10 protein-coding genes are annotated in these 13,918 nt (G+C 37.9%); 7 read left to right on the forward strand and 3 right to left on the reverse strand.

Annotated features, from left to right (window positions below; translation table 11 throughout):
- Positions 1–114 precede the first annotated feature (114 nt).
- The 5 genes from SJ312_RS08380 (at position 115) to dmsD (ending at position 5,989) form a co-directional block, all read left to right on the forward strand.
- Positions 115–858, forward strand: coding sequence for an energy transducer TonB (locus tag SJ312_RS08380; protein ID WP_319867405.1), 744 nt, complete (start codon positions 115–117; stop codon positions 856–858).
- Positions 859–1,334: 476 nt separating this feature from the next.
- A complete protein-coding gene (ynfF, locus tag SJ312_RS08385; RefSeq protein WP_413776547.1) occupies positions 1,335–3,761 on the forward strand; it encodes a selenate/tellurate reductase subunit YnfF in 2,427 nt (808 codons plus the stop codon).
- A gap of 10 nt (positions 3,762–3,771) precedes the next feature.
- Positions 3,772–4,389 carry a DMSO/selenate family reductase complex B subunit gene (locus tag SJ312_RS08390; protein WP_096863216.1) on the forward strand — a complete coding sequence of 206 codons (618 nt, stop codon included), beginning with the start codon at positions 3,772–3,774 and terminating at the stop codon, positions 4,387–4,389.
- Between the two features lies 1 nt (position 4,390).
- Positions 4,391–5,248 carry a DmsC/YnfH family molybdoenzyme membrane anchor subunit gene (locus tag SJ312_RS08395; RefSeq protein WP_096863217.1) on the forward strand — a complete coding sequence of 286 codons (858 nt, stop codon included), beginning with the start codon at positions 4,391–4,393 and terminating at the stop codon, positions 5,246–5,248.
- A gap of 123 nt (positions 5,249–5,371) precedes the next feature.
- Entirely contained in the window at positions 5,372–5,989 is a 618-nt protein-coding gene (gene dmsD, locus SJ312_RS08400; protein WP_164455248.1) for a Tat proofreading chaperone DmsD, read from the forward strand.
- Positions 5,990–6,133: 144 nt separating this feature from the next.
- Here the strand turns inward: dmsD and SJ312_RS08405 are convergent, their stop codons facing one another.
- The 3 genes from SJ312_RS08405 to SJ312_RS08415 all read right to left on the reverse strand — a co-directional run bounded on the left by SJ312_RS08405 (position 6,134) and on the right by SJ312_RS08415 (position 10,097).
- The gene (locus SJ312_RS08405; protein ID WP_319867407.1) at positions 6,134–7,276 is read right to left on the reverse strand and encodes a PLP-dependent aspartate aminotransferase family protein; all 1,143 of its coding nucleotides are present in this window, start codon (positions 7,274–7,276) and stop codon (positions 6,134–6,136) included.
- Positions 7,277–7,486: 210 nt separating this feature from the next.
- Complete coding sequence (locus tag SJ312_RS08410; RefSeq protein ID WP_319867409.1) at positions 7,487–8,911, reverse strand: Na+/H+ antiporter NhaC family protein; 1,425 nt, start codon at positions 8,909–8,911, stop codon at positions 7,487–7,489.
- A 40-nt stretch (positions 8,912–8,951) separates the two neighbouring features.
- Positions 8,952–10,097, reverse strand: a complete 1,146-nt coding sequence (locus SJ312_RS08415; protein WP_319867410.1) for a trans-sulfuration enzyme family protein — start codon at positions 10,095–10,097, stop codon at positions 8,952–8,954.
- A 1,185-nt stretch (positions 10,098–11,282) separates the two neighbouring features.
- On the opposite strand from SJ312_RS08415, the gene SJ312_RS08420 reads away from it, so the two are divergent.
- Together SJ312_RS08420 and SJ312_RS08425 are read left to right on the forward strand one after the other, a co-directional pair.
- Positions 11,283–12,413: a M20 family metallopeptidase gene (locus tag SJ312_RS08420; protein WP_153673169.1), complete on the forward strand. Its 1,131-nt coding sequence runs from the start codon at positions 11,283–11,285 to the stop codon at positions 12,411–12,413.
- Positions 12,414–12,436: 23 nt separating this feature from the next.
- Positions 12,437–13,879 (forward strand): YfcC family protein, encoded by a 1,443-nt coding sequence (locus SJ312_RS08425; RefSeq protein ID WP_036958490.1) that lies wholly within the window; start codon positions 12,437–12,439, stop codon positions 13,877–13,879.
- Positions 13,880–13,918: the final 39 nt, after the last annotated feature.

Consider the following 13,918-nt stretch of genomic DNA (forward strand, 5'->3'; position numbering starts at 1 on the left):
ATATAATTCGAATCGTTATTTTACCTTATGAGTCATAACTCAAACATAACTACTTAATACCTGTACTGGTCTCCCCTCTTTAGGTTCAACGAGAAAGAATATTGAGGTTTTATGATGAGTCGAAAATTAATCACTTTTATGCTATCCATAACACTTCATGTTCTTGTTATTGGGTACTTAACCTATGTTACGGCTCAATCATTATCCTTAAAAAACCAAGCACAACAGGATGCGCCTATTATATCGATCGCATTGACTCAAGCTGTCAACGTTGCAGAACCTGAAGAGATCCCCCTTCCTATAGACACACCTAATGAGGTAAAAATTGCTCCCAGCCCAATAGTTGAACACGCCACCATTGTTGCGCCTAAAAAACAAAAAAAGGTGATCAAAACCCCAAAAGAACCTACGAAGCCCAAAGAACTCACTAAAAGAACTGAAAACGCTCACAAACCAGCTAATACAAAAATTAAAAATGATTTGCCAATCGCACAACAACAAAAGGCTGGAGCCCTTGTATCGTCTCAATCTGCAGGAATAAAAGGCCCCAAAAACCAACATGCGACTAGTGATACTAATAGCCAATTAATTAATGCTTACCGTGAAAAACTACGCCAAGAAGTTGAGAGAAATAAACAATACCCTCGCCGCGCGAAAAAAATGAAAAACCGTGGTATTGCAACAATACAATTTCAATTAAGCCAAAACGGGGAAATTAGCTTAATTCGCTTAGCAAGTAGCTCAGGAAATGATTTATTAGATCAAGCTGCTTTGCTTGCAGTACAAAAAAGCCGCTCTGTAGGTAAACCACCTGCAGGTTTTGCTCAATCTATAACACTTAATATTGAATTTAATTAACCTCAGTTGAAAATAAATATTATTCCCACTAAGAAGTTACGCCTTAATTAGGTATTAGATATTCATCTAATAGACAGTTATTCCGCATTTGCTTTTTATTTCAAAAAATAATGATAATCTTTATTAATTTTTTAGAACAATTAATGACTCTAGAGAAATTTATTATTATTTTCCAACTATACTGCTAGAAATATTCTCCCTATTTTTTGAAAACTCCTCACCTAGAGAAATATTTTCTCTACAAAACCAAATATTAACATTTCTAAATTTTCAACCTCCAGCAAGGGAAACAAAAAATTCTTTATATTCATGATATTAAGATGATATTGATTATCAATATAATTTATTTATTATAGAAAAGTTACCAGTTTTGCAAATATAACTTCATTGATATGGCGCAAAAAAAACTAAACATGTCAGAGTAAGATAACCCTTGAATAACATTATATTTAATATGGTCATAAAGGCTCATATCAATGAATACAAAAAATAAATTATTAAATAGCCCTATCTCAAGGCGCAATGTCGTGAAATCTGGCGCTGCAGGCGGTTTATTTGCTGCAGTAGGCGGTTTATCACTTCCTTTCAATGCAAAAGCAATCGATAACACTCAAAACTCAACATCCGCTGAAGAAAAAGCCGTTTGGAGCTCATGTACCGTTAACTGTGGTAGCCGTTGCCTATTACGTCTCCATGTTCGTGACGATGAAGTATATTGGGTTGAATCTGATACCACGGGAAAAGATGAATATGGCAATCATCAAGTAAGAGCTTGCCTGCGTGGCCGCTCAATCCGTAGAAGAATGAACCACCCAGATAGATTAAAGTACCCGATGAAACGTGTGGGTAAACGTGGTGAAGGCAAATTTGTCCGAATTTCATGGGAAGAGGCCCTAGATACCGTTGGTAATAGTTTGCGCGATATTTTGCAAAATTACGGCAATGAAGCGGTGCATGTTCTCTATGGCACTGGCGTTGATGGCGGTAATATCACCAATTCGAATGTTCCCTACCGTTTAATGAATTCATGTGGTGGCTTCCTGAGCCGCTATGGCAGTTATAGTACTGCGCAAATTCGTGCGGGTATGAATTATCTGTATGGTTCTCAAGAAGCCAATAGCCCCGACGATATCGCAAATACAAAACTAGTTGTGATGTTTGGTAATAACCCAGCCGAAACTCGTATGAGTGGTGGAGGTGTGACTTATTATGTCGAACAAGCACGTGAGCGTTCGAATGCGCGCATGATAGTTATTGACCCTCGTTATAATGACACAGCTTCTGGTAGAGAAGATGAATGGTTACCTATTCGCCCTGGTACTGATGGCGCACTTGCAGCTGCATTAGCTTATGTGATTATCACTGAGGATATGGTTGACCAAGAGTTTGTGGATAAATACTGTATTGGCTATGACGAAAAAACTTTACCGGCTTCTGCTCCTCAAAACGGTCACTATAAGGCCTATATTTTAGGCCAAGGTGCTGATGGTGTGGCTAAAACACCACAGTGGGCCGCAAAAATTACAGGTATTCCAGCAGATAAAATCATTAAGTTAGCTCGTGAAATAGGCCAAGCGAAACCCGCTTATATTGTTCAAGGTTGGGGCCCTCAACGTCATTCAAATGGTGAACAAACCGTTCGAGCAATTGCCATGTTAGCCATTATCACAGGTAATGTTGGTATTAGTGGCGGAAATTCAGGCTGTCGTGAAGGCACCTATGATTCAGGTGTTGAATGGTTCCCAATGCTCGATAACCCAGTCAAAACACAAATTTCCGTTTTCACATGGACTGATGCTATTGAACGCGGCACAGAAATGACCGCCATTCACGATGGCATAAAAGGGAAAGATAAATTAGATGTTCCCATTAAGTTCTTATGGTGCTATGCCAGTAACACATTGATAAATCAGCACAGTGATATCGCCCGTACCCATGAAATTTTGCAAGATGACAGCAAATGCGAAATGATTGTTGGTATCGACCATTTCATGACGGCATCAGCAAAATATTGCGATATTTTATTACCTGATTTAATGCCTACCGAGCAAGAAGACCTTATTCCTAGCGAGTCCGCAGGAAACATGTCTTACATGATCTTAGGCCAACCAGCGACTAGCGCTAAATTTGAGCGTAAACCCATCTATGAAATTTTGTCGGAAATTGCTAAACGCTTAGGCCCTGATGTCGAACAGAAATTCACCGAAGGCCGCAGCCAGCACGAATGGGTTAAATATTTATGTGAAAAAAGTCGCGAACGCTACCCTGATATGCCAACTTATGAAGAAATGAAAACCGTGGGTATTTTCAAGCACAAATGCCCAGATGAGCATGTCATTGGATTTAAAGCCTTCCGAGATAACCCTCAAGCTAATCCACTGAAAACGCCTTCAGGAAAAATAGAAATTTACTCTGAAAGCCTAGCTGAGATAGCGAAAACATGGCAATTAGCACCAGATGATGTGATTGATCCGTTACCAATTTACACAGAAGGCTTTGAAAGCCATACCGATAGCCTTAATAAAAAATACCCATTACAAATGACAGGGTTTCATTATAAAGCCAGAACACACTCAAGTTATGGCAACATTGATATCTTAAAACAAGCCTGCCGCCAAGAAATATGGATTAACCCAATAGATGCCAAAGCGCGTGGTATTAATCAGGGTGATATGGTAAAAGTTTTCAATGACCGAGGTGAAGTTCATATTCCAGCTAAAGTGACTCCGCGGATCATGCCTGGGGTGACGGCTATGGGCCAAGGGGCTTGGTTAGATGCCGATATGTTTGGCAAAAAAGTAGACCAAGGCGGGTGTATTAATGTCCTCACAACTCAACGCCCTTCACCGCTTGCTAAGGGAAACCCTCAGCATACTAACTTAGTTGAAATTGCAAAACTATAAGGAGCCCGGTATGTCACAACAATATGGTTTTTATATTGATACACAACGTTGTACGGGCTGCAAAACGTGTGAACTCGCCTGTAAAGATTTTAAAAACTTATCCGCTGATGTTCATTTTCGTCGTATTTATGAATATGCAGGCGGCGACTGGACAGAGCAAGATGGCGCATGGCATCAAAATGTATTTTCTTATTACCTCTCTATTTCATGCAACCATTGTGAAGACCCTGCTTGCGTTAAAGTTTGCCCAAGTGGCGCAATGCATAAACGTGAAGATGGCTTTGTCGTTGTTGACGAAAGTGTCTGTATTGGTTGCCGTTATTGCCATATGGCATGCCCTTATAGTGCACCACAGTTTGATGCAGTCAAAGGGCATATGACTAAATGTGATGGCTGCTATGAACGTGTGGCTGAAGGTAAAAAACCCATTTGTGTTGAATCTTGCCCGCTACGTGCATTAGATTTTGGGCCCATTGAAGAGTTACGTGAGAAATACGGAACAATCAATGAAATAGCACCGCTACCAGCAGCACATTATACCAAACCCAATATTGTATTAAATCTCAATGCAAATTGCCGTCCTGTGGGCGACACCACAGGTTATTTAGCTAATCCGGAGGAAGTTTAAAATGGGCGCAGGCTTACATGAATATCCGTTAATCTTCTTCACCGTTATAGGTCAAAGTGTTGCTGGCGCATTTATTCTCATGGCTCTGGTATTGTTAATGAAACCCATGCAAGAACAGCATCATAAAATAGTGATGAGCATGTTTGGTTTATGGGTGTTAATGGGAGTTGGCTTTTTACTCTCCATGCTACATATGGGCTCACCGATGCGTGCCTTTAATTCGATGATACGTGTTGGGCATTCAGCGCTCAGTAACGAAATAGTCAGTGGCTCAATATTCTTTGCCTTAGGTGGGATATATTGGTTATTGTCATTATTAAAGAAGATGCCCAAGTCTGTCGGCAATATTTGGTTAATCGTCACTATCATTTGTGCGGCAATATTTATTTATGCCATATCTCGCGTTTACCAAATTGATACCGTCCCAACTTGGTTTAATCACTATGGTAGTTTGCAATTTATCTTAACCAGCTTTATTGCGGGGCCTGTTCTTGCCGCATTTTTATTGCGCATAGCTAGCTATGATATCAATAACGTCCGCTTCTTTACATTAATCAGTATTGTTGCAGTGATTGCGAGTAGTATCTTGGTGACAGCGCAGGGGTTTGAATTAGGCTCTATCCAAAGTTCGGTACAAAAAGCATCGGAGCTTGTTCCTGATTATGCCTCACTGATGGGATGGCGTACTGTTTGCTTAACATTGGGGCTAGCTTTCTGGATTTACCCGCATGTTAAAATGAAAAACCCTTCAATTATTGGGCTACTAGTCGCCGTATTATTGGTGATTTTTGGTGAATTGATTGGTAGAGGCATTTTCTACGGGCTGCATATGACGGTGGGTATGGCTGTTGCAGGCTAACGACTAATTCATTGTTTTTTACGATGATAAGAAGGTTAATGACTTTCTTATCATCGACAACAATCTCATGTTTCGCTACGATCACACCAAAGAGTCATCATCAACATAGCAATGTGGACAAATATGGAACAAAAATTATTGGCAGATTTTTCGCTTTGCGCGCAAACTTTAGGGGCATTATTTTATTATGACCCTTCTGATGCACGCGTAAATAAGTTAATTGATTTATTTACGACGAGCGAATGGTTAACTGAATGGCCATTTACTCAGGATTATGATTGCCAACGTATTGATAAACTCTTTCAAGATAGTCTTTCTGAATCAGAAACATTACAAGAAGCCTACCAACGCTTATTTATAGGCCCTTATGCATTACCAGCACCACCTTGGGGTTCTGTTTATCTTGATAAAGAAAATGTTATTTTTGGTATTTCGACACTTGAGTTAAGAGCATGGCTCCGTAATAACCAAATCAATATTGAATTAAACCAAAAAGAGCCAGAAGATCATGTAGGGTTATTATTTCTTCTCACCGCCTGGGTGATTGAAAATAAACCAGAACTACTACGCGAATTGCTAGAATTACATTTTCTACCTTGGGTCTATCGCTATTTAGAGAAAATGCAACTGCAAAGCGGAAATGCATTTTATGAAGCTTCCGCACTATTGGCCACTGAAACTTTAAGACATATCCAACAAGCCGCTAAATTAAATCCAGCGAATAAAGAGCTTTGTCTTTAGTTTTATATCGTTCAAATAACTATTTTGTGAAGTAAAAGCCCTCTAAATAATCTGATTATTTAGAGGGCTTGAATATATTATTGGTACTTTCTTGGGATGTGATTAGTGCCACTGAGGAATTAAAATACGTTGATAATCGCCTAATTACTGTATTTGCGATAAAGCAGAACCGACGTCAGCAAGTAAATCATCAATATCTTCACAGCCCAGTGAGAAACGCAATAACCCATCCGTTACGCCTTGCAGTAGTCTCTCTTCTTCAGGGATACAAGCATGGGACATCATTTTAGGATAGGAAATAATTGATTCAATTCCCCCTAAACTGACTGCAACGAGTGGAATACGAACCGCGTCTAAAAATCGTTTTACCTTTTCATAGCTACCCAAATCAAAGGAAACCACCATTCCGCCATTTTTAGATTGCTGCATATGAATGATATGATTTGGGTGCGAAGCTAACCCAGGATAAAAAACGTGTTGTACTTTTGGATGCTCATTCAGATATTCTGCAAGCTTTTGCGCATTTTCACTTGCTCGTTCAACCCGCATTGCCATTGATTTTAAACCTCGCATTGTCAGCCAGCTATCAAATGGTGCAGCAATACTGCCAATAGCAACTGCAGACTTATGTAACCACCTCGCATATTCAGGGTTATTCGTTGCTACCGTCCCCAAGATCACATCACTATGGCCATTAATAAATTTAGTTGCGCTATTAATAGAAAAATCAATTCCAAGAGAAATAACATCTGATAACAACGGCGTCATAAAGGTATTGTCACAGATAGTAATAATATTATGCTGCTGCGCAATCCCAATAACAGATTTTAAATCCGTCACTTGTAACGTTGGATTAGATGGCGTTTCAATGTAAAACGCTTTGGTGTTTTCCATTATTGCTTGCTGATAATTCATTGGATTAGTCGCATCAACAAATGTGACTGAAATACCGTAGCGTGGCAAAAATTCAGTCATTAATTGGAAAGAGCCACCATATATATTTTTGCAGGCAACAATATGGTCGCCCTGACTAAAATTAAGCAATACGGCACTTATTGCTGCCATTCCTGAGGAAAAAACTTCAGCAAATTTTGCGTTTTCAATCGGGCAAATTGCCTCACTTAATGCATCTCTTGTTGGATTGGAAAAACGCGAATAAATATGGTCGTAACTTTCCTCAATATTGGCTTGTGAAAATGTGGATGATTGATATAACGGAATAGAAGAACTTCCGGTATATTTATCTGTCATGGGGTAACCATGAATAACCTTGGTATTAATTTTCATAATAAAATCGCATTATCAGAAGTCTATTTTAATTGTTGCTATATTGATTTCAGAATAAGCAAAAATAACAAGAGCACCATCAGTGTAAATATCACGACCTAAATATTCTGAATGATTATTTAGTTTTGCTAGTGGTGCTACTCCTTGAAATAAATCTATTTTATTTATTGCAGCTAATTTTGCCTAATCTTTATTATTTTATTCACTTTATTAATATGTGAAACCTAAATACAGATAAACCATCAGCGCAAACGCGGCCGTGACTGTTGCATAAGGCATTTGGGTACGAATATGCTCAATATGGTCACAATCTGTTGCCATAGAAGCCACAATTGCATCACTGGAAATTGGTGATGTCATGTCTCCGTAAATTGAACCTGCAATGGCTGCACCAATCATATATTCAACAGGCATTCCGACTGAAAGTCCTAATTGCACACCAATTGGGATCATAATGGCAAATGTTCCCCACGATGTTCCTGTTGCTAATGACATCACCGCACTAATTAAGAAGATAAAACCTATTGAGAAAGCTGGCGAAATAACACCCGAGGTGATTTCTGCTATATAGGCACCGGTATTTAAATCTGAAGAAACGGTTCCCATTAAAAAAGCGAGGATCATCACCGAGCTAATTTTTACCATGCTGGCATAGCCGATATATAATTCTTTAAAGAAAGTCTCAATATTAAGTACACGACGTGCTAAGAACCACACAAAAGAGACTAAAGTTCCAAACATGCCTCCCCAATATACCGATGTTGAACCGCTACCTTTACTAAAATCGCCATTACCGGTGATATAAAGCGCAACAGGTACCATTAATACCGTTGATAAAATTGGAATAAAGAAATTAAGAGAAGTATGGCAATTAGGGTGCTCAATAATATCTTCGTCATCCTGCTCAGCTTCTTCCGCGGATAATAAAGTTAAAGCCTGCTGCTCTGCGCGTAAATCCGCCTTTTTCATTGGCCCCCAAGAAACATTGGAGAAAATATAAAACAGCACTGAAGCGAGGGAAAACCACGCCATGATATTAAATACCATAGAGCCAGCTAAAATTTCAAAAGGCTCTCCAGTAATTAAACCTTTAGATATTTGTACGCCAATAACCCCCATCATTGCCGCTCCCCATCCGTTAATCATGGCTGATGAACACACTGATACACAGGAAGTCTGCACAATGTAGGACATTTTTTCTGGCGAAACTCCGTATTTCTTCGCTAATGTTTTTGTTGATGCTCCAGCAATTAATTGGTTAATAGAGCTTTCAATAAAAATTAACGATGTAATAATCATCGCCATTAATTGAACAGCTTTTTTATTTTTAATTAACTTTGTTTTATTTGTTAATAATTTAACCAATGAACGCACACCACCAGTAACAACGACGAGCCGCATAATTCCGCCAATCATTACCATAAATAGAATTGTTTTTGTGTTTCCCGGTGATGCAAACGTATTAATAATGCCATCGAGCGTTCCGTTTATACCTAATAATATATTGTGATCATATATAACGGTAAAACCAACTAATATCCCCAGTAATAATGATAATATAACTTGTCGTGTAAAAATGGCTAAAAGTATCGTCACCATTGGCGTGACAATGGTCCAAATCCCATAATCATTCATTAGATGCTCTCTTATTATATTTTATTTTGATTTTAATAAATTAAGATAGTGCGTTTTCTAAATCATTTAATAAGTCTGTGATATCTTCAATACCTACGGATAAACGTAATGTGGTGTCAAATACTTGGATACTTTCTCTTTCTTCTTTTGTCATCGACCCGTGTGACATGGTTGCCGAATGATTCACCATACTTTCAACACCCCCCAATGATTCCGCTAAAACAAAATATTTAACTTTAGATAAAAAGACTTTGGTGTCTTCAATATCCCCTGCTAATTTAATCGTCACAACCGCTCCTCCTGTACGCATTTGTTTTTTGCATAATTCATATTGAGGATGCGAAGGTAATCCAGGGTAATAAACCTGCTCAACTTTCGGGTGTGTTGATAAATATTTCGCAACTTGTGCGGCATTACTGCATTGTGCTGCCATACGTAATGCTAATGTTTTTAATCCACGTAAAGCAAGGTAGGCGTCAAAAGGAGAAGCAATTGCTCCGAGGGTGGTTTTTAGAAAATCAAGGCGGCTGGCTAAGTCTTCTCTTTGGGTGATCACCGCACCACCAATTAAATCGGAATGGCCGCCAATATATTTACTTGCCGATAACATCACTAAATCGGCACCTAATTCTAATGGTTTTTGGTTCCAAGCTGTTGCAAATGTATTATCAACGCAAGTTAAAATATTATGCTCTTTGGCTAGTGAACAAATAGCATTAATATAAACTAATTCTAATAATGGATTAGTTGGGCTTTCAATCCAAATTAAGCGTGTGTTATCTTTTATTTTTGTTTTAACTTCATCAAGATTATTCAAATCAACATAGTCTATTTGGTGACCGCTATTAATGGTTGAAACTCGTTCAAATAACCGAAAAGTTCCTCCATAAACACCCTTCATTGCAATAATATGTGAATCTTTTGGTAATAAATTTAAAACTAAACTTGAAGCAGCCACACCGGATGCAGTCGCTGTTGCATAGCTTCCACCTTCAATTTCAGCTAATAAGGTTTCATATGCATAACGTGTTGGGTTGCTGCAACGTGAATAACAATATTCACCATGCTCTGTTAAGCTTTGTTGGACGAAAGTACTGGCTGTTGTAATAGCAGGAAAAATAGCATGATTAACAGTATCTTGCTGCTTTCCACCATGAATTAAAATTGTAGCAATATTCTTAGTCATTATCTAAAACCCAATATAGTAAAGTAAAAATGATATCTTTATATTTGTTGCTAAAAGAAATATGCCACAGGGAAATAGAAAATTTTTCTATTCAAGAATAAATAGCCTTTAAATTCATGCTGTTGGTTAAGTTTTGATAAATGAGCTAGCCGTCACAATATCATTATTTTGTTTATTCTTCACAATCAATTACCCAGTAAAAACCACATAAACCACTAAAATAAAACAACAAATGTTCCATGCAAGTTAAATTCTTCATCACGTAATGTAATTATTTGGTAGGTATTTTGTCGTTAATTTAACATACACCTTAGTATTTACGCCTAATTGGCTTCTTTTCATGCTGCATAATAGTCATATAAGAGAAACTTATTCTCTTTCACCTTATTTCTTGCAATGAGCTATATCGCTTAGAAGACAGAAAAAGTCGATGAATAAAAATACAATTAATACGTCAAAGAGTGGCTATCAAGCAATAATATGCTCAAAGGCTATTTATAAGAAAAGCACAGAGACTAAATTTGACTGAGTTGTTTTTAATTTAATCACTCTGACTTTTTTGTTTAAAAAAAACACAGTTAAATATTACAAACTATGAAAAATGAATTGCTATCGTTATTTAAATTATTAGAAAAACGCATAACCACTATATATTTTATAAATTATTCTAATCACACTCTCTTAAAGAATCTCAATTTAGCCTAATACAGAATTTTTCATTAGAAACTCAAACTTGCTCGAACAATATCAGCAATGTATTCCATCTTATATATCCCCATAAAATTACTCTCTAAATGGGTTTATATTTTTAGTGAATAATCATCTTGTATACAAATTATTTATTATGATACAGTCAAAAAATGCCTATGATTCAACTATCAAGTATTGGTACTTCTTATATCCTTTACTGTGGTACGACTCACTAGAGCATAAAAATTTATGGTATTTATTTCCCATAATACAAACAGTGAGAATCAAAAAAAATCGCAATTATTATTAGCAAATTTTAACACTGCCTTTTTCTTTTGTTTTTTTACCTTTAATAAAAGCAGCATTTAATTTAGTGAAAATCTGAATCAGATAAATTTAACTTAATATACACCCTGTTTTGATATCACCTAAAATTAAATTTACCACAATAAAAACAACTTAATTTTGTAGTAGATACAATATAAGGAAACAACCATGAATAATAACTTTTTAACGCATGAAGACAGTATGCTTAAGCTACTTGAAAAAGTAGTCAATATCGAATCAGGCTCTTATGACAAAGAAGGTGTAGATAACCATGCTGCTGTCTGGTGTGAAAAATATCGCGAAATGGGGTTCGAAGTCGAAATCATTGAAAATGAATCACTCGGCAATAATTATCGAATATATCACCCTTCAATAAAGGCTGATATATTAATTTTATTGCATTTAGATACCGTTTTTCCTAAAGGCACCGTTGCTGAACGTCCTTTTAGTATTGAAGGTGATCGAGCTTATGGCCCTGGCGTGATTGATATGAAAGGCAGCCATGTCATGGTATATCAAGTCATGAAGCAACTTTATGATAATCAAGATATTCGCTACAAAAATATTGAAATCCTCCTCAATTGTGATGAAGAAATTGGTTCTATTTCATCTCGCGGTGTCATCGAACAATGTGCATTAGGAAAGCGCTACGCACTTGTGATGGAGCCTGCTCGTGCCAATGGCGCTATAGTGAGCGCTCGCCGCGGTGTTGGAACTTATGTATTAAATATTGAAGGAAAAGCCTCTCATTCAGGTATTGCCCCCGAAGCAGGCATTAGTGCAATTCAGGAATTATCATATAAAATCCAAATGTTACACGCACTCTCTGCTCATGATAAAGGCCTATCCGTTAACGTTGGCCTAATTTCTGGTGGAACCTCTGTGAATACTGTAGCTCCGAATGCCAGAGCAGAAATCGATGTCCGTATTTCGTCTGAAGAACAGGGTATTGAGATCGATAAAAAAGTCAGGGAAGTATGTAGTACACCAGTATTAGACGGCATCAAACTCACCTTAACAGGCGGAATTAATCGCCCACCTATGGCTAAAACGGATGAAAGCACCGTTCTTATCAACATCATTAAAGAAGAAGCTGCGCAACTAAACATTGATTTACTTGATGTTTCGACGGGTGGTGGCTCTGATGCCTCTTTTACTGCAGGTGTCGGAACGGCCACTGTAGATGGGTTAGGCCCGATTGGTGGATACCAGCACAGTGATAAAGAATACTTAGAAATACCGTCACTCACAGAACGTGCACAGTTATTTTTCAATGTATTACAACGCATTACACAATAAATAATAATCCAATAGGAAACTCTATGACAACGATGTCAACAAACACAACAACACCACCACCTAAAAAACGTTCTGAAGGTCTAAACCCTTATGTTCTTTTGTTTTTCATCTTAGTATTGGCAGGTATTGCAACGTGGATCGTTCCTGCGGGGCAATATGCATCAGAAACAAAAGTCATCACCATGGTAAAAGATGGTATAGAAACAAAAGTATCTAGTTCTTATACCATTCCCGGTAGTTATGAGCGCTTACCAGAACAACACGGTATTTTGCCAGGGCAAATTTTCACCTCAATTGCTGATGGTCTAATCAAAGCTGCTCCTATTATCTTTTTGATTATTTTCACTGGAGGTGCTTTACATCTTCTTGAGGAAACTGGGGCCATCAAAAAAGTACTCAATAATATCTCGCGCAGTAAAAGACTTAATGACTTTTTACTAATCAGTATATTCTTTGTCGTTTTTTCTATTTTAGGGACAACAGGGATTGTCGTTAACTCAATTATTGCATTTGTTCCTATCGGTCTTTTAGTCGCTAAATCCGTGGGAATGGACGACAAATTTGGTGCTGCTTTAGTCTATGTTGCGGCTTATTCGGGCTTTAATGCCTCAATCATGGCACCAATGACAGTGGGTTTATCTCAAGGTTTAGCCGACGTCCCGTTGTTATCCGGCCTCGGTTTTAGAATGGCTATTTATATTGCATTTGTTATCGCGGGTATTCTATTTTTAACGATTTATACCAAGAAATGCCGTAATAAAGGCATGGTTCGTCCTGAGATTGAAATTAATACCGACGAACACCAAACCTCTAAAATTTCAGCTTTGCATGTCATTACTCTTTCCTATAGCGCATTCTGCTTAGTCGGATTTATTTTCGGTGCTGTTGAGTGGGGCTGGGGAGAAAAAGAGATGATGGCTATGTTTATCATCTTAGGCGTTGGCGTGGGTGTTTTAAACCGCATGTCTCCTAATACCATTGCAACAGGCTTCTTAAAAGGTTGTGCGGGAATGGTAGGTGGCGCGTTTATCGTTGGTATGGCACGTGCTATTGCTATCGTATTATCTGATGGGATGATTTTAGATACCATCGTTAATGCCATTATTTCAATGATGGATGGCTTACCGAAGACCTTATCTGCCCTTTCCATGTTCGCAACCGCGGCAATTATGCACTTCTTTATTTCATCAGGTTCTGGTGAAGCGGCAGTGCTTGTACCTATTTTTACGCCAATGGGCGATTTATTAGAAATCACTCGCCAAACGACAGTGCAAACTGTATTGCTTGGAGAAGGGGTTGTTAACTGTATTAACCCAACCTCTGGAATTTTAATGGCTGTACTTGCAACGGCAAAAATTCCTTATACACAATGGGTGAGATTTATTTGGCCGTTAGTCTTCACATGGATAGCCATTTCTATTATCGCTCTAATATATGCTGTAATGACAAACTTAGGCCCTATCTAAGACATCAATATTGAATACCCCCATCTTTTTAGCACCACT

It is taken from the genome of Providencia sp. CIM-Carb-044, assembly GCF_033901115.1.
Lineage (GTDB): Bacteria > Pseudomonadota > Gammaproteobacteria > Enterobacterales > Enterobacteriaceae > Providencia > Providencia hangzhouensis.